This window comes from Flagellimonas sp. 389 (assembly GCF_018449435.1).
Lineage (GTDB): Bacteria > Bacteroidota > Bacteroidia > Flavobacteriales > Flavobacteriaceae > Flagellimonas.
This window is the reverse complement of the sequence record NZ_JAHCMU010000002.1, coordinates 19,796-37,703: the sequence shown is the minus strand read 5'-3', so window position 1 is coordinate 37,703 and position 17,908 is coordinate 19,796. Positions and strand designations below refer to the sequence as shown.

Annotated in this window: 13 protein-coding genes; 10 read left to right on the top strand and 3 right to left on the bottom strand. The window is 40.2% G+C overall.

All coding sequences use genetic code 11. From position 1 onward, the window contains the following. Positions 1 to 16: 16 nt before the first annotated feature. Together KIM67_RS01780 and KIM67_RS01775 are read right to left on the bottom strand one after the other, a co-directional pair. Entirely contained in the window at positions 17 to 1,108 is a 1,092-nt protein-coding gene (locus tag KIM67_RS01780; protein WP_213829660.1) for a DNA helicase PriA, read from the bottom strand. 36 nt (positions 1,109 to 1,144) lie between these two features. After that, entirely contained in the window at positions 1,145 to 2,284 is a 1,140-nt protein-coding gene (locus KIM67_RS01775) for an SPFH domain-containing protein (RefSeq protein WP_213829934.1), read from the bottom strand. Between the two features lie 178 nt (positions 2,285 to 2,462). Here KIM67_RS01775 and KIM67_RS01770 point away from each other — a divergent pair, with 178 nt between their 5' ends. After that, positions 2,463 to 2,828 carry a DUF2237 family protein gene (locus KIM67_RS01770; protein ID WP_213829659.1) on the top strand — a complete coding sequence of 122 codons (366 nt, stop codon included), beginning with the start codon at positions 2,463 to 2,465 and terminating at the stop codon, positions 2,826 to 2,828. Here KIM67_RS01770 and KIM67_RS01765 read toward each other — a convergent pair. After that, a complete protein-coding gene (locus KIM67_RS01765) occupies positions 2,821 to 4,053 on the bottom strand; it encodes an FAD-dependent oxidoreductase (RefSeq protein ID WP_213829658.1) in 1,233 nt (410 codons plus the stop codon). The genes KIM67_RS01770 and KIM67_RS01765 overlap by 8 nt on opposite strands. A 213-nt stretch (positions 4,054 to 4,266) precedes the next feature. Here KIM67_RS01765 and KIM67_RS01760 point away from each other — a divergent pair, with 213 nt between their 5' ends. The 9 genes from KIM67_RS01760 to KIM67_RS01720 all read left to right on the top strand — a co-directional run bounded on the left by KIM67_RS01760 (position 4,267) and on the right by KIM67_RS01720 (position 17,882). Then, positions 4,267 to 7,404, top strand: a complete 3,138-nt coding sequence (locus KIM67_RS01760) for a glycosyl hydrolase (RefSeq protein ID WP_213829657.1) — start codon at positions 4,267 to 4,269, stop codon at positions 7,402 to 7,404. Positions 7,405 to 7,412: 8 nt separating this feature from the next. After that, the gene (locus KIM67_RS01755) at positions 7,413 to 10,529 is read left to right on the top strand and encodes a glycosyl hydrolase (protein WP_213829656.1); all 3,117 of its coding nucleotides are present in this window, start codon (positions 7,413 to 7,415) and stop codon (positions 10,527 to 10,529) included. An 84-nt stretch (positions 10,530 to 10,613) separates the two neighbouring features. Further along, positions 10,614 to 11,162, top strand: a complete 549-nt coding sequence (locus KIM67_RS01750; protein ID WP_213829655.1) for a CopD family protein — start codon at positions 10,614 to 10,616, stop codon at positions 11,160 to 11,162. A gap of 273 nt (positions 11,163 to 11,435) precedes the next feature. Then, positions 11,436 to 12,842 carry an ATP-binding protein gene (locus tag KIM67_RS01745; protein ID WP_213829933.1) on the top strand — a complete coding sequence of 469 codons (1,407 nt, stop codon included), beginning with the start codon at positions 11,436 to 11,438 and terminating at the stop codon, positions 12,840 to 12,842. Between the two features lie 81 nt (positions 12,843 to 12,923). After that, on the top strand, positions 12,924 to 13,706 hold the full coding sequence (locus tag KIM67_RS01740) for an enoyl-CoA hydratase/isomerase family protein (RefSeq protein ID WP_213829654.1): 783 nt from the start codon (positions 12,924 to 12,926) through the stop codon (positions 13,704 to 13,706). A 27-nt stretch (positions 13,707 to 13,733) separates the two neighbouring features. Further along, the gene (locus KIM67_RS01735; RefSeq protein WP_213829653.1) at positions 13,734 to 15,284 is read left to right on the top strand and encodes a hypothetical protein; all 1,551 of its coding nucleotides are present in this window, start codon (positions 13,734 to 13,736) and stop codon (positions 15,282 to 15,284) included. A 309-nt stretch (positions 15,285 to 15,593) separates the two neighbouring features. After that, complete coding sequence (locus KIM67_RS01730; RefSeq protein WP_213829652.1) at positions 15,594 to 16,223, top strand: hypothetical protein; 630 nt, start codon at positions 15,594 to 15,596, stop codon at positions 16,221 to 16,223. Between the two features lie 129 nt (positions 16,224 to 16,352). Then, the gene (locus KIM67_RS01725) at positions 16,353 to 17,426 is read left to right on the top strand and encodes a PA0069 family radical SAM protein (protein WP_213829651.1); all 1,074 of its coding nucleotides are present in this window, start codon (positions 16,353 to 16,355) and stop codon (positions 17,424 to 17,426) included. Between the two features lie 102 nt (positions 17,427 to 17,528). Continuing rightward, entirely contained in the window at positions 17,529 to 17,882 is a 354-nt protein-coding gene (locus tag KIM67_RS01720; protein WP_213829650.1) for a YciI family protein, read from the top strand. Positions 17,883 to 17,908: the final 26 nt, after the last annotated feature.

The following is a 17,908-nucleotide window of genomic DNA, read 5'->3' as shown; positions in this document are numbered from 1 at the left end:
AAGCGTTTGTTTGGTATTAGCCCTGTGCAAAGTAGATAAATACTAGAATCAATATAACTACAAAGAGGACTGCAAAAAATATTTTCCAAAAGCTATAGGGCCGTGTTCCCGAAATCTGTCCGTTTTCGCCATTGATAAAGAAGTTATATTCTTTCCCTTTAAAACGATAAGCACTTACATAAACAGGCAACAAAATATGTTTAAAGGTCTCTTCGGATAAATTCATATCGAGGCTGCTCACTCTTTGTGTATCTCCACCTATGTCCTGCTTGCACCAACGGGTAGCAATGTCGCGCGCCACCTCTTTGGAGTGTAAGTGACCTTCTTTTAGGGGAATCGTATATTTTTCAGTGACGAAACCAGATAAAAAACCACTGTTAAAAGGCTGTAGTTTTTTTAAGTTCCAACGGGCAATTTTGTTAGGGATTCTACCTGTTTTTTGTTTGGATGCCTTTATCAATGTATCGTCTACAAAACCAGATACGTTTCCAGAGGCAGAATACCATCTGGTCTTACGAACCCTTCGCGTCTGTTTTTTACCGTTGCTATCCCGGTAGCTTTGGGTTTCATAATAATATTCCCCCCGTTTTCCGGTATACGAAGCGTAGAGTTGTGCATCAAAAGTCCAGTAGGGCAGATACAATCCCTTGGTAAATTGTGGGTCAAGTGCTGCTTTTTTCAATTTGTTGGGTGCCCACCACAATCGATCCACCCATTTTTTAAAAATGGTGAATGACTTTTCTTTTTCAATTTGAAATGGGAGAACAGCTCCCGGCAAAATCCATTCTTCCTTGTAGGCATCGGCAATCACCAAAGGCATACTACAATACACACAATGCAAAGACTTATAGTTTTCCTCCACATGCAGATTGGCGCCACAGTTTTTGCAATGGAGCATGGAGATCTCTTCACTGTGCTTTTGAGCACCCATCTCTTTCAGATAGGGATATAACTCTAGCTCTTCAAAACCATTTTCATCAATGGCTATGGACTCCTCGTGGCCACAATACTCACAGGTGATATTGGTTGTGCCAGGTTTATACTTGAGCTCAGCCCCACAGTTGGCACAGGATTTTTTAAGCTCTGTTTTTTGGATAGTTTTCTCCAAAGACTTCTCTTATTTATGGATTGCCAACTAGAAAACTTATGCTGTAGGTAATGGTGGAGGTGTACTTCCTCCCAAAAATGATTTTAATTCATCGACCTCTTTGAGCGCCGTCCATGCTGCCATGCCTTGTTTCCAAACCAAACTATCCCTGTTGATGGTGCGGCCGGCAAAAAGTGCTTGTAATTGTTCAAAAGAAACAGGACCTTGCTGTGTTCCATTGACTGCATAAAAATATTGTACTGCCGTAGGCATTGGAGGTGGAAAAGCACCTGTTTGTTGTTGGTTGCCCATTTGAGTATTTGCCTGCGAGCTCCCCGCCATCATGCCACCCATTTGTTGAGCGAGTACAAAGCCCATTCCCATGCCCATTCCAGCACCTGCGGTACCGCCTTCGTTTTTGGCAGCAGCTTCAATCGCTTTGGCAGTTTTGAATTTGGTCAATTTATCCAAATCCAATTTATCTATACGGCTATACTCGAAGATTTCCTTTTTGAGGTCTTCGGGCATGGAGACATTTTCAATATAGAATTTTTCAAGGGAAATACCCACGGAAAGAAACTCAGCATTCATCACTTCTTGGCAGGTCTCTGAAAGTTCTGAGGTATTTGCTGCGTAAAGTTCTATAGGAAGATTGGCTTCCCCAACTGTATCCGTAAAACGAGTAGCGATAAGACTTTTTAAATGCTCGTTAATTTCAAAATTGGTGAAGTTACTGTCCGTACCCACAATGTCAACGATAAATTTTCCTGGGTCTGATATTTTAAAGGCATATGTGCCAAAAGCACGAATTTCTACCAATCCAAAACGGTCATCACTTAGTGTAATGGGGCTCTTGGTCCCCCATTTTTCATCGGTAAAAAGGTGGGTATTTACAAAGTAAACCTCCGCTTTGAACGGAGAGTTGAAACCATACTTCCAGCCTTTTAGTGTGGTGAGAATTGGTAAGTTTTGTGTGGTAAGGTCATAGGTTCCGGGTGTAAAGACATCCGCCAATTGTCCTTCATTTACGAATACAGCGGTTTGCCCTTCGCGCACAATAAGTTTAGCACCGTTCTTTATTTCGTTTTGGTAGCGCTCAAAGCGATGAGCTATAGTGTCATCCGTATAATCGAGCCATTCGATAATATCGATAAACTCATTGGTGAGCTTCTCTTTTATTTTCCCAAAAATATCCATGGTCATGTGTTTTTATGTTAATGTTCTAAAGCTAAGAAAAATGCATGAGTGAATCCTTCAATACATTAGTATAAAATTATTCACAACGTTACATGGAAGTTTCAATTTATGGAGGAAGAGTGGTGAAAAAGAAAAATAACTGCTTTTAATAGTATTTTTACTATCAAGAAAAGCTCCAATGGAAAAAAATGTACTGGGAACAGAACTTCAACCCTGTTGTTATGCCCCTAAAACCGGATTTTATCGTGATGGCTTTTGCAGAACTGGACCTGAAGATATAGGAACCCATGTGGTCTGTGCTATCATGACCGAAGAATTTTTAATCTATACAAAAAACCAGGGCAATGATTTGAGCACTCCCATACCGATGTACAATTTTCCGGGTCTTAAACCCGGTGATACATGGTGTCTGTGTGCATCTCGTTGGAAACAAGCATGGAAAGTTGGCAAGGCACCAGCTGTGATTTTGGAGGCAACACACGAAAAGGCATTACAAATTATTGATTTTGAAGCCCTTTTAGAACATAAACATGTGACTATTTAAGGACACTCATTAATTGCTCGGCGGCAGCCTCACCCGAAGCCATTGCAGCGTTCAAAGAACCATTCAATGTATAATCGCCTGCCAAAAAAACCTTTTTAAAAACTTGGATTTTATCGGGCGAAAGTATCATTTTTAAATTTTTGATATCAGGAAGCGCTTGCTTAATGGTATACTTCCTCAAAAAACTTTTGGTGATGATTCCGCAATGTTTTTGTAGTTCAGAACTAACGGTAACAACTAGTTTTGATTCACTCAAAGTATGACTTTTCACTACGGTAACGGAAAGCACAACATTCCCTGAAGCAGTTTGCCCAAATGGATAGTAGAGATTGTTTGTTAGCGCATCGTTATCGGCGATCAATCCAATAATACCTTCTTCAAAAGTTCTCTTTTCCACAGCAAAGTAGAGATTATCGCAACTTTTCCAATCAACCGCGGAGAAATTCACTGCCCCTGTCTTAGCATCTATAGGTATGGTTGCCAAAGTGGCATCACTTTCTAAAATTTCACCACTTTCCATATGGATACCTTTGGAATCTACGGCTTTTACTTTTTGACCATACTTGAATTGACTATGATGTAATTGGTTGGATAGTTGCTCCGGAATAGCGCCAATTCCCTTATCTGGAAGTGTGGCATACCCTTCCCCGAACATTTTAAAGACAAACTCGAACATACGGGAAGAAGTCTGTAGTGCTTCCTCTAAAAAAATTCCTGTAAAAAATGGTCTGAAGAAATTCTGAATGATGCGAGTAGAAAATCCGTAGTCTTTTAAGTATTCCAATGTGGTAGCTTCCGTTGAAGAGAAAATATCCTGAATCGATTTCTTTTTTAACCGCTGTGTCAAAGTGAAAATCTTGATTTTATCCGCAATAGAACCAATGGAGGAAAAAATTGTGGGAAATAGCGCTGAAATATCCCGTAAAGGGTCACCAATACGCTGCGCTTTACCATTTTTAAAGATCAAAGCACCGGGCTTAAATTGATGTAACTTTAAATCAGCATAGTTTAGATGCTTTTTTGCTTGCGGATATGCCGAAAGTAAAACCTGAAAGCCGTGGTCAAAAAAAGTTCCTTCGATTACGTCGGTCTTAACTCGGCCTCCAACAGAATCCGTTGCTTCGAGAAGTGTTGGGGCATAGCCGTTTTCTTCTAAGGTTTTGGCAGCGATCAAGCCGCTTATTCCTGCACCTATAATATATATTTTCGCTGATTTCTTTTCCATGGGAAAATCTGGTCTTTATGTAAAAATAGCGATTTCAATTTCGGAGAATTTGATGATTCTATTACAATGTTTGATCATCAATTTTTGAACTGTTTTAAGGTCTTTTTATGTTCTCAAAAATTTCAAAATAGTTAATCTCCTTTTTAGTAACAACTTACTGTTTACATTTCTGGGTTTTTCCTTACTTTTAGTACTGACTAATACAACACAAAAATGAAACAACTGCTTTCCAGAGCTGGCACCCTATTGCTGGTATTTACGCTATTCTGCACATCTGCACAATCCCAAAGAAAAAAGAAATCATCAACCGTTAAAACTGTTTATCCACAAGAACTCTATTCCAGTTTGGAGTATAGGTCTATTGGACCGCACCGTGGTGGACGGTCGGCAGCTGTGACCGGAGTACCTGGCGAACCCAATCTATTCTATTTTGGTGCTGCTGGCGGGGGCGTATGGAAAACACTTGATGGTGGGCGTACGTGGGAGAATATTTCCGATGGTTATTTTGGAGGTAGTATTGGAGCTGTGGAAGTGGCCCAAAGCGACCCTAATGTTTTGTATGTTGGAGGTGGTGAAAAAACACTTCGTGGAAATGTATCTTCGGGTTATGGTATCTGGAAAACTGAAGATGGTGGAAAAACATGGAAATCAGCCGGACTTAAGAATAGTCGTCATGTGCCACGTATTCGTATTCATCCAAAAGACCATAATGTAATCTATGCTGCGGTATTGGGCAATATTTATAAGCCCACACAAGATCGTGGCATTTATAAGAGTACGGATGGTGGAAAAACATGGAGCAAAAAATTATTTGTCAACGAACAATCAGGTTTTGTTGATTTGACCTTAGACCCGAACAATCCCCGTATTTTATATGCTTCCTCATGGCGTGCAAAACGTACTCCATATAGTTTGAGCAGTGGTGGTGATGGTTCAGGATTATGGAAAAGTACAGATAGTGGTGAAACTTGGACGGAAATCTCTAAGAACGAAGGCTTTCCTAAAGATACCCTTGGAATCATTGGAGTCACGGTTTCTCCAAAAAACAGCGAGCGGGTCTGGGCCATTGTTGAAAACAAGGAAAAGGGAGGTTTGTATCGCTCTGAAGATGGAGGCAAAAAATGGGCTCTGGTCAATAGCGAACGCAAATTGAGACAACGTGCCTGGTACTATACTCGGGTTTATGCCGATACCGAAGATGAAGATATTGTTTATGTATTGAATGTGCGCTACCATAAATCAACAGATGGAGGTAAAAGCTTTAATACCTTCAATGCGCCGCATGGCGATCATCATGATCTTTGGATTGCCCCAGAAAATTCCAAACGAATGATTATTGGGGATGATGGAGGTGCACAAGTTTCCTACGATGGTGGGGAGACCTGGAGCACATACTACAACCAACCAACGGCACAGTATTATCGAGTGACCACGGATAATTCACATCCCTATCGTATTTATGTAGCTCAGCAAGACAATTCTACGTTGCGTGTAAATCATCGTAGCGATGACGGCAGTATTGGTGAAGATGATTGGGAGCCTACAGCAGGGGGCGAATCTGCCCATATTGCCGTAGACCCAAACAATAATGATATTGTATATGGAGGAAGTTATGGTGGCTTCTTGACTCGGGTTAACCATAAAACAGGTACAGTTAGAGGTATTAACGTATGGCCAGATAATCCAATGGGGTATGGCGCCGAAGGCATGAAATACCGTTTTCAATGGAACTTCCCCATTATGTTCAGCAAACATGACCCCAAAAAACTGTATACGTTTTCGAACCATGTGCATATGAGCACAAACGAAGGGCAAAGCTGGGAGCTATTGAGCGATGACTTAACGCGCAATGATCCAACAAAATTGGTGTCCAGTGGAGGGCCAATTACGCAGGACAATACCGGAGTAGAATATTACTGTACCATTTTTGCAGCAAATGAAAGCCCTTTAAAAGAAGGGTTACTTTGGGTTGGAAGTGATGATGGATTGATCCATGTATCCAAAGATGGGGGGCAAAGTTGGGAGAATGTAACACCTACGGGAATGCCAGAATGGAATATGATCAATAGCATAGAACCTTCGGTTTTTGATGAAGGCACTTGCTATGTAGCGGCAACTCGATACAAATTAGGTGATTTTAAACCTTATCTCTACAAAACCACTGATTATGGAAAAACATGGTCTAAAATTACTAATGGCATTCCCGATGAACACTTTACCAGAGTGGTCAGAGAAGATCCAAAAAGAAAAGGATTGCTTTATGCCGGAACCGAAACAGGAATGTATGTTTCTTTTGATGATGGAAGTAATTGGAGTCCGTTCCAGCTAAATCTGCCCATCGTTCCAATAACCGATTTGGCGTTAAAAGACAATAACCTTATTGTAGCGACCCAGGGAAGAAGTTTATGGATCATAGATGACTTAACGGTACTTCATCAATTGGAAGCTTCGGACAAAAGTGCCAACATGAAGTTATACCAACCTAAGGACAGCTATCGCACTAAAGGAAGAGCTGCCAAAGAGCCGTCTAAGACCGAAGGGCAAAATCACCCTAATGGCGTTATTACTCATTTTTACCTTAAAAATATGAGTGAAAAAGACAGCATTAGTCTAACGTATTTCTCTAAATCTGGAGACACACTGTCCACATTCAGTAATTTTTCAAAAGACAAGGATAAAAAGTTAAAGGTTGAGAAAGGCGGAAATACCCATGTATGGGATACACGGGGCAAAGGAGCCGAAAAATTAAAAGGCATGATTTTCTGGTGGGCCAATTTTAGTGGAGCGAAAGCTGTACCTGGAAATTATAAGGTCTCATTAAATGTAAATGGTTCCGAGCAATCAGAAGAGTTCAAGATTATTCCGGATCCTAGAGCTGAAGTTTCTGTAGCCGATATGCAAAAACAGTATGATTTTATATCGGATATCAATACAACTATTGACCGTGCACATAAATCGATTAAGAAAATCAGAAAAATCAATACAAAGTTAGATGCCTTTACCAAGCAATATAAGGGCAACGAACAGACCAAAGACTTGGTGGAGAAGGCGGAAAAAATGAAAGAGGATTTTGGTAAGATTGAAAAGGCCTTGTACCAAACCAAAAATAGAAGTAACCAAGATCCGTTGAATTTCCCGATACAATTGACCAATAAGCTTGGGCATTTAAATAGTTTGGTTTCAATTGATGACTTTCCACCTACCGATCAAGATGTTAACGTGAAGAATGAGATGACCACAAAAATCAATACGCAATTAACCACTTTCGATAAACTAGTTGAAGAAGAGATGAAGGCTTTTAATGCAGCGTTTAACCAGCTAGGTTTGGAGTATTTAAGTATAGAAGAATAACCAACAATATGAAAAATATTATGTATGCAGTAGCCCTAATTCTTGGGGCTACTTCTTTTGCGCAAACCGCCGAAGAATATTTTAAACCCTTAAAATACAGAAACATCGGCCCTTTTAGGGGCGGCCGTTCTGTTTGTGCCACTGGGGTTGTGGGTAATCCCATGACCTATTATATGGGAACAACTGGAGGTGGCCTTTGGAAAACTACCGATGCAGGTCAACACTGGAACAATATTTCCGATGGTTTTTTTGAAATGGGTTCTGTTGGGGCGGTTGCTGTTTCCCGATCCAGCACCAACATAGTGTATGTGGGAATGGGAGAACATGCTCCTAGAGGGGTCATGACTTCCTACGGAGATGGTGTCTATAAATCCATTGATGCCGGGAAAACATGGCAACATATTGGTTTGAAAGAAACCCAGCATATCGCAAGGATCCTGATCCACCCAACCAATCCCGACATTGTATTCGTAGCTGCTCAAGGAGCACTGTACGGCCCAAATAAAGAACGGGGAATTTTTAAAACCATTGATGGTGGAAAGACTTGGAAGAATGTATTGTTTGTAAACAATCTTACCGGCTGTTCCGAGCTTTCCATGGATGCCAATTTTCCCGACATACTTTATGCTACCATGTGGGAACATCAACGCAAGCCAGAAGTTGTGATCAGTGGAGGTGGAGGCAGTGGCGTCTATAAATCAGTGGATGGTGGGGAAACTTGGAAGAAGATTGAAAAAGGACTTCCCAAGGAAAAAGGGAAAATGGCCATTTCCGTGAGTCCTGCGAATTCAAATAAAGTTTTTGCACTTGTGGAAAGTGATTCCAACGCGGACAAAGGAGGACTTTTTGTTTCCAATAATACTGGTGAAAGCTGGAGTATGGTAAGTGGTGACAATCGTTTAACGCAAAGAGCATGGTACTATACAGAAGTGTTTACCGATCCCAACAACGAAAATGTGGTATATGTGTTGAGTGCTCCCGCCTTAAGGTCCATTGATGGTGGAAAGACATGGAGTATACTTTCTGGTACTCATGGGGATTATCACGACCTATGGATCAATCCGAATAACTCGAATAATATGGTAATAGCCAATGATGGAGGTGCTGCAATCAGCTTCAATTATGGTAAAAGCTGGTCCACGCAGGCCATAATGTCTACGGCGCAATTTTATCGTATTAATGCAGACAATTTATTTCCTTATAATATCTATGGAGGTCAACAGGATAATACTTCAGTAAAGATTGCTAGCCTTTCAGTAGGTAGACGAAATATTAGTCGAGAGGATTGGACCTATTCTGCAGGTGGGGAAAGTGCTTTTTTAGCGTTTGATCCAGATAACCCAAGATATGTGATGGGAGGGAGTTATTTGGGAACCATTAATTTATTGGATACTCATACCAAAGCTTCTACCAAAGTAATGGCATCGCCTATCCAATATTTGGGACGAGCCGCACGCGACATGAAGTATCTCTACAATTGGAATGCTCCCATTATTTGGTCCAAGCATGAACCCGGTACCTTTTATCATTGTGCCCAATTAGTACTTCGAACCAGGGATAATGGAGTGACTTGGGAAGAGATTTCCCCAGATTTGACCCGAAACCAAGATGACAAGCAAGGCAACGGTGGAGGGCCTTATACGAATGAGGCAGTAGGTGCCGAAAACTATGGTACCATTGCGTACATGATAGAATCACCCCATGAAAAAGGAGTTTTCTATACGGGGAGTGATGATGGATTGGTACATATCACAAAAAACGGAGGTGAAACCTGGGAAAATGTCACTCCAAAAGGATTGCAAGAATGTCTGATCAATGCCATCGAAGTATCGCCTCACGATCCAGCTACGGTCTACATTGCAACTACACGCTACAAGTTCAATGACTATACGCCAGCCATTTATAAATCCACTGACTATGGAAAAAGTTGGACCAACGTTAGTTCAGGAATTCCAAAGGGTTCATTTACCCGAGTGGTCCGTGAAGATAAGGATAGAAAGAATCTGTTGTATGCCGGCACTGAGAAAGGAATGTATATTTCTTGGAACGGAGGTCAGAATTGGGAATCCTTTCAATTGAATTTGCCTAAAACACCAATCTTGGATTTAATGGTACATCAAGGAGATTTGATAGTGGCAACCTCTGGTCGCTCTTTCTGGATCTTGGATGATTTGGGATTGCTTAAAGGTTATGATAAACCTCAAAAAGTGGCAAAGCTGTATGCGTCTGAACCTGCCTACAAAGGATCTTGGGGCAGTGCATTGAACGGTAATTCTGTTAAATTTAAAGGAAGTCAAGCCTTTACTGGCGTAAATCCAGCCAATGGATTGGTGTTGTACTATGAGTTGCCCAAATTGGACTCTACCGAAATTAATATGGAGATTTTTGATGCCAAAGGGAAGTTGGTCAATTCATTTTCATCAAAAAAAGATACAAGCTACAAGAAATATGATGGCGGGCCGCCTCCAGCTCCAAAGCTTGACAAAAAAGAAGGACTCAATCGTTTTGTATGGAATATGGGACACAAAATAATGCCTGGGGTAAAGGATACCTATATTGAAGCAAATTATAGAGGGCATCGTGCCATTCCAGGTACGTATACGATTAAGCTCAAAGTTGACAACACCGTTTTGGAAACCAAAGGGATAATCAAAGAGCTACCGAAATACAATATCAAACATGAGCAATATGAAACGTTCGATGTTTTCATGACAGAGACAGAAGCTAATCTGACCGAGATGCATACCATGGTGAACACGCTTTTCAATGCCAAGAATCAACTGAAAGAGGTACTCAAAAAAGTAAAGGACGAATCACTGAAGAAAGAGGGCAAAGCATTGATGGATGAGTTGGATATTTGGGACAAAGAGATGGTGCAGCGCAAGTCAAAAGCATATGATGATGTGGAGAATTTTCCGAACAAGTTTACTGCGGAATATCTGTTTTTGATAAACGCCACCAATAGCACCTTGCCTAGAGTCAACCAATCTTCAATTGATCGTAGAAAAGAATTGGATGAGCAATGGAAAGGATTTAAACAAAGAGGAAAAGCATTTGAAAATGTGAAGATTCCAGCTTTCAACAAAAAATTATGGGAAGCGGGAATTGGAGCGATACAACTTTAAAAAGCAAATAAGGTTTTGGGCTAAAGGTAAAGGGTCTTGCTTGTCTTCTTTTTACCTTTGCCCCTTAACTCTTTTTACCTAAAAGTGGAATATTACAACTATATAAAAGCATTACATCTCATTTTTGTGGTCACCTGGTTTGCCGGACTTTTTTATATTCCCAGACTGTTTATCTATCATATTGAAGCATGGCAAAAACCATCACCTGAAAAGGAAATCCTTACCGACCAATTAAAGTTGATGACCAAAAGACTTTGGTACATTATCACATGGCCATCAGCTATCTTGTGCACTATTTTTGCCATCTGGCTGTTGCTTTTAATACCAGGCTGGCTTCAGCAAGGGTGGATGCATGTAAAGCTCTTGTTTGTGGCGCTCCTTTTTGGGTATCATTTAAAATGTCATCAAATTTTCAAACATTTACAGCGAGACGAGGTAAAGTACACATCTCGCTTTATGCGTATTTGGAACGAGGGATCTACACTTATTCTTTTTGCAGTGGTTTTTTTAGTGGTCTTAAAGAATGCTTTCAATTGGATTTATGGGGTGATTGGAATTTTCGTGTTGGCCATACTTCTCATGTTGGGAATTCGATTGTACAAGCGTGTAAGGGATAAGAATCCGAATGCTTGACAACGATAAACTCAAGTTCAAGTACAAATTCAATTACTCAGCCAAGGGTCAAGGATAAAAGCTGTAAGCGTAAAGCCTTAAACAATAATTAGAAACGAAGTGGCTATATTAACCCTAAATCTGAACTTGCGCTTGTACTTTGAATTTGCACCTGCACTTTAAACTTGAGTTTGTATTTGCTTTTGAGTCTGGTTCGATTATTGCTAACTTTAAGTCCAAATTCAAAGCGAATTGTTCAAAAAATTATCGTTACGGTCCCGTATTTTCTTCACAATGATATTATTGGTGCTCATAGCATCTGTACTCATAGCTGGGGTAACGCTTTATCAATATCAAGAACAGAGCAGAGATTATCACGAAAATAGACTGGAACGGAAGGAAGAACAGATTCTTCAAAGCATCGCTTATGTGCTTAAGGAAACCACGTACCCTGAGATTACCGAAAACCTTCAACATATTTTTAAGCACGAGATTTATAAGATAGCAGATGTACAAAATGTATCTTTTAATATCTATGACCTTGATGGAACGTTGATACGAAGTTCTCGTCCCAGTTTTGAAATAGACTCCGTGTCAAATTGTTTGGATGCCGAAGTTCTGAATAGTCTAAGTATGAGCGCGGATAAACGATATGTAGAAGAAAAATCTGCTGCTGGGGATAACTATAAAGCTTCTTATACCTATATCAACGATACCAAGTTTAAGCCCATCGGCATAATGAATCTTCCCTATTTTGAGGACAACTCCTTTAACAATATGGAACTTAGGGAATTTTTATTTCGTTTGGGCGGAGTGTATCTGTTAATGCTGCTTTCGGCAATTATCTTGGCTTATTTTATTTCAAAATATATCACCCGTTCGCTGCAGACAGTTTCAGAAATGATGGCGTTGACAGATTTGACAAAGCGGAATGAAAAAATCTTTATAAAGGATACCACTGAAGAAATTGGGAAGTTAGTAGACTCCTACAATGGAATGATTGATGAATTGGAAGAAAGTGCCGTAAAGTTGGCACGTAGCGAACGGGAACAGGCATGGCGTGAAATGGCCAAACAAGTAGCCCACGAAATCAAAAACCCATTGACACCGCTAAGGCTTACCGTACAGAGCTTTGAACGCAAGTTTGACCCCAATGATCCTAAGGCTGAATCGAAAGTAAAAGAGTTCTCCAAAACTCTGATTCAGCAGATAGATACCATGAGCAATATAGCATCTGCTTTCTCAAATTTTGCCAAGATGCCGGCTCAACAGAACGAAACACTGAATGTGGTGAAAATCGTGAAGTTGGCTTTGGACATCTTTAATGAAGATTACATTCATTTTCTAACCGACGAAAAGGAAATCATTGCAAAACTGGATCGTACACAATTGATTCGGGTCGTCACTAATTTGGTCAAGAATGCTATCCAAGCAGTTCCAGAGGTAGGATCTCCACGTATTCTGGTAACAGTTGCATCTGAAAGGGGCCATGTAAAGATCTCAGTCGCCGATAACGGTATCGGAATCGCAGATGAGTTCAAGGAAAAGATATTTGAGCCAAAGTTTACCTCTAAAACAAGTGGTATGGGTCTTGGTCTGGGAATGGTTAAAAATATTGTCGAAAATTACAACGGAACAATTCAATTTACTTCACAAGTCAATAAAGGAACCGTTTTTACGGTAAAATTCCCAAAAGAGTAAAATTTAGGGCTAAAAGGCTTTAATTTTGCTGAAATTTACTACGTTAACTACAATATATTTTATACTTAAAATAACATCAAAATGAATTACGAAAACATCTATATCGAAGAAGAAAACAACATTGCAACAATCACTATAAATCGGCCTAAAAAACTGAATGCACTTAATAAAAGGACTATCGAAGAGCTCCATACAGCCTTTAAAGAACTGGACGATGATAAAGAAATAAAGGTAATTGTGATAACCGGCACGGGCGAAAAAGCATTTGTAGCTGGGGCAGATATATCTGAGTTTGCGGATTTCTCGGTGGCCGAAGCAGGCAAACTGGCTGCGGAAGGGCAACGAATACTTTTTGATTTTGTGGAAAACCTTTCTACACCCGTTATAGCCGCCGTGAACGGATTTGCTTTGGGAGGTGGATTGGAACTGGCCATGTCCTGTCATTTTAGAATAGCAAGCACCAATGCCAAAATGGGATTGCCAGAGGTTTCTTTGGGGGTAATTCCCGGTTATGGAGGAACCCAGCGCTTGCCCCAACTCATAGGAAAAGGAAGAGCGATGGAGATTATCATGACGGCAGGAATGATCGATGCCGAAAAAGCTCTTGGCTACGGATTGGTCAATCATGTAGTGCCTCAAGAAGAATTATTGCCACTTTCTCTTAAAATTGCGAGCAAGATATCGAATAACTCCACTGTGGCGATAAAATATGCAATAAATGCCATAAATGCAGGTTTTAAGTATGATGAAAATGGTTATGCCATAGAAATCGATGCTTTTGGAGCGTGTTTCGGCACCAACGACTTTAAAGAAGGTACTACTGCCTTTCTTGAAAAACGAAAAGCCGATTTCCCTGGATCATAACCTTTGGTTTAACCCAACCAGACGATTATGACGAAACAGCTAGTAGTACTATGCCTCCTTTTAGCGGGAGTACTCGGGTATGCCCAGAAGATGCCCGTTTCCTATGATTTTGGAGAAAAGTTCAATGACAGGCACCGTTACTCAAACCTACTCACCATTGAAGAAGATGGAGAAGGTGGCTACATTTTGGTGCGAGGCTATTTTCAGGGAATGATCCTAAAACCAAAGGGTTATTTGATAGAACGTTACAATAGCGACTTGGAGTTGGTTTCTGAATACAATTACAAACTCAAAGGCTTGGATTTTGTAGATGGTTTTTTGACCAACGGACAGCTAAATCTTTTGTTTCTGAACTACAATTATGGAACGGGTCAATATGAGTATTGGATTCATAGGACCCCGATAATCGATATCAATTTTAAGCCACAAAAGCTACTTTCAATTTCTTCTGAGGAGGTTAGAAACCCTGTGGGCAAGAATTATTACAACCGTAATTTCTCCAATGGGTTTTCAACGGCGATACTCTTTAATCAAGAGAAGACAGGTTTTATTATCAGTACCCACCACAAGAAAGGGAAAAGTAACAAGCATATTATCCATATGTACGATACAGCGTTGAACAAGAAGTTTGAACATGACTTTTCGTATGAGATCGAGGAGAAAAACTATGCCTTTGAAAACGTAGCCTTTTCAAAAGATTTGGAAACGGCCTATATCGTTGGGAAGGCATACTTTAAAAAGAAGCGTTTTCGGGTCGAAGAACGAAAGTTTCAATATGAATTGGTAAAAGTTTCTAAAGGTGGAAGCCAAACCCAATCCTTTGACGACCCAGGAAAATATTCGGAGAGTTTGTTTCCAATAATTTTGAATGACAGACTGGTCTGTACAGGTTTTTATGCAGATAGAAAGGATAATCGATACAATGGAATTGCCTATTTTGATGTAAATCCGACTACCCTTACCATCAACACAAAAAAATACAATCCGTTCTCCCAACAGTTTATGGAAGACAAGTTTGGAAGGGATGAGGACAAGGTCATCAAGAACCTCGTTTTTAAGGGAGTGGAGGTGACACCGCAAAGCGAAATCTTTTTTAATGCCGAAGAATACTTTGTCACCAACAGCATACAAGCTACGGGTGCAGGACAACGGGTAAAAGTTGAGCGATACCATCATAACGATATTGTAAGTGCCAAGTTAAAAACCAATGGCGATCTGGCATGGGCACGAAACATTAACAAAGCAGAGGTGACCCAAGGAGATGGTGCCTATGCTTCCTACAGTTCGTATTCCAAAGATGGAAAGACGTATTTCTTTATCTGTACGGCTTCAGAAAATCCGCAACTTATCAACAATGAACGTCTTATATTCAAACAGGGATTGAGCAGAAACAGAAATGTTTTCATGATCTCTTTGGATGAAAATGGGGTTATGGATTATGAAAAGATAATAGATAATCAAGAAGCACGCCTACCGTTAATGGTCTCAAAACCCCTCAAAGATGAGGAAGAAGACAAAATGCTTTTCTATGCAAAACGGGGAAATAAAAAACAGCTGGTAAAAGTGAACTTCAAATAGATTGAGCACTTAATTCTTACCATATATTTTTAGAATGAAAATCTAAGAGACCTTCTTTAAGAAGGTTTTTGTTGTTGTACTAAAATGTTCGTAATACCCAAATGGGGTTTTCCTAGCGGTTACAGGTTATAGTTGAACTATATCCATGGTTATCTATGGGTTGGAAACAAGAAAAGCCGCTCAAAAATCGCCTCATATCAACTCAATCTAGGCATCCATCAATCTATATAGGGCAAAGGTCAATTGTACTATAAATGAACTTTAAGGCCAAACTACTTTTGACGGTATAACCCATAAAAAAGTAAACCGATGAAAACAATTAAATTAATGAACATGGCCCTACTTTGTACGGCATTGACCTTGGGCGCATGCTCCAATGGCGAGGATGGAACGGACGGACTGCCCGGTGCCGATGGTGTAAGCTGTTGGGACCTTAATGGTAACGGAACTGGAGATGCAGAAGAGGATGTCAATGATGATGGCAACTTTGATGCTCTCGATTGCCAAGGCGAACAAGGAGTTGCAGGCAATGCCAATGTACAGGCTTTTACTTATAATCTTGATGTAAATGATGACTATAGCAGCCTGGTTCTCGATTTAAACATTTTCCTGGCAGAACCTGAAAACTATGGCTATCTTTTTTATATAGAACATAAAGATGGTTTAAGATATATTATGCCAGGTTATTTATCCAATAATAGTGTTTATACAAGAATATTTTTCGATTTTGAAAATAATAATAATTTCGAAGTAAGATTTCATAAGACCAGCGATAATTCTTCTACTGTTATTCCAGGTGGACAATATACCAAAGTAATCGTTGTAGCAGTAGAGCTTAACAATGCATCAAAGAACAGCGAAAGCGTAATGGCAGAACTCAAAACGGCCAGAGTGGACACTAGTGATTATAACGCAGTGGCCAATTACTTTGGATTGTAATATATCCAACCTATTTTATATCATTTTTAAATTGATCAATTGAAAAGCTGGGCAGGTCGCCCAGCTTTTTTATGTATGGACGATATAAGATATTGGATAAATTCCATAAATTTGGAATAAATCCAATAAATGAAATCCAAAGAATTCCTAAAAGGTCGCGGTGCCCAGAAAAACACACCCAATAGATTTCTTCAACATGTGTATGAAATGCGGGAGGACTTCTTGGAATTCTGTCGTTTGGAAAATGAAGAACCTGAAAAGACCAAGACCGAGTACATCCCTATATTTCCCAAGACCATTGTAAACAAAGTGGACAGCCCAGATGTGGGCATGTCCTATTCCATGAATCCTTACCAGGGTTGCGAGCACGGGTGCATTTATTGCTACGCCCGCAACGCCCACGAATATTGGGGGTATAGTGCAGGACTGGATTTTGAGCGAAAAATTTTGGTGAAGAAGTTCGCCCCAGAGTTGTTGGCAACTAAAATAAAACATAAGAATTGGAAGGCACAGACCATCGTTATGTCCGGGAACACGGATTGCTATCAACCTGCGGAGAAACAATTTGAGATTACCAGAGCTTGTCTAAAGGTTTTTTTAAAGTATCGCCATCCGGTGGGTATCATCACAAAAAACGCTCTGATCCTTCGGGATTTGGATGTCTTAAAGGAGTTGAATGCCCATCAGTTGGTGGGGGTGAACATTTCGGTCACCTCACTTTCAGAAAAAACAAGAAGGAAACTGGAACCGAGAACAGCTTCCATTCAAAAACGTTTGAACACCATCAAAGTATTGTCAGAAAATAAAATTCCGGTCAATGCCATGCTCGCTCCAATGATTCCGGGAATCAACAGTCATGAACTATTGAAACTTGCTAAAGCAACCGCGGATCACGGAGCGGTATCTTTTGCTTTTACCATAGTGCGTTTAAACGGGGCTATCGGTCAGATTTTTACCGATTGGATTCGAAAGGCTATGCCAGATAGGGCCGAAAAAGTGCTACACCTTATTCAAGATTGCCATGGAGGTTCAATCAATGACATTCGTTTTGGTCTCCGCAACAGGGGCGAGGGCAAAATAGCGACCCAAATACATGACATGGCAAAATTGGCGAGACATCTTTATTTTAAGGACAGGAGCTTTCCCAAGTTGAACAAAGACGTACATGAGCAATACAAAGACGGTCAAATGAAATTGTTTTAATAATTTTAAAGAGATTGTCCAATCCAATACTTTGTTTTCGTCTTAGTAATATAAACAAAGTATAAATCAGTCCATTCAACAATGGACACAAAACAAGAACCAATGAGTAATTTTTTGTATTTATTTAGAGGAGGGGAAAAAGCCTTTCAAAAGTTATCACAAGAAGAAAAACAAGCCCATATGGAAGTGTGGGGGGAGTGGATGGGAGGTCTAAAAGAAAAGGGCCAACTTTTAGATGGTCTCCCATTGGCAGAGGATGGAAAGGTAGTACATCAAAAAGGTGAGTTGGTCACCAATGGCCCATTTGCTGAAGGAGCTGAAATGGTGGGAGGTTACCTGATCGTCTCTGCCAACACTATGGATGAGGCCGTAGAAATATCCAAGGGATGCCCCATTTTTGACTACGAAGGTAGTTTTGTGGAAGTACGTGAGATAATTACAATGGACGGACACTAAGGAGCTATAAAATACTGAAGCCAGAA

Bases quoted from the DNA above. Each gene is read 5' to 3' on its own strand.
- KIM67_RS01775 (WP_213829934.1), bottom strand. From the start codon at position 2,284: ATGGATATTTTTGGGAAAATAAAAGAGAAGCTCACCAATGAGTTTATC.
- KIM67_RS01770 (WP_213829659.1), top strand. From the start codon at position 2,463: ATGGAAAAAAATGTACTGGGAACAGAACTTCAACCCTGTTGTTATGCC.
- KIM67_RS01765 (WP_213829658.1), bottom strand. From the start codon at position 4,053: ATGGAAAAGAAATCAGCGAAAATATATATTATAGGTGCAGGAATAAGC.
- KIM67_RS01760 (WP_213829657.1), top strand. From the start codon at position 4,267: ATGAAACAACTGCTTTCCAGAGCTGGCACCCTATTGCTGGTATTTACG.
- KIM67_RS01755 (WP_213829656.1), top strand. From the start codon at position 7,413: ATGAAAAATATTATGTATGCAGTAGCCCTAATTCTTGGGGCTACTTCT.
- KIM67_RS01745 (WP_213829933.1), top strand. From the start codon at position 11,436: ATGATATTATTGGTGCTCATAGCATCTGTACTCATAGCTGGGGTAACG.
- KIM67_RS01740 (WP_213829654.1), top strand. From the start codon at position 12,924: ATGAATTACGAAAACATCTATATCGAAGAAGAAAACAACATTGCAACA.
- KIM67_RS01735 (WP_213829653.1), top strand. From the start codon at position 13,734: ATGACGAAACAGCTAGTAGTACTATGCCTCCTTTTAGCGGGAGTACTC.
- KIM67_RS01730 (WP_213829652.1), top strand. From the start codon at position 15,594: ATGAAAACAATTAAATTAATGAACATGGCCCTACTTTGTACGGCATTG.
- KIM67_RS01725 (WP_213829651.1), top strand. From the start codon at position 16,353: ATGAAATCCAAAGAATTCCTAAAAGGTCGCGGTGCCCAGAAAAACACA.
- KIM67_RS01720 (WP_213829650.1), top strand. From the start codon at position 17,529: ATGAGTAATTTTTTGTATTTATTTAGAGGAGGGGAAAAAGCCTTTCAA.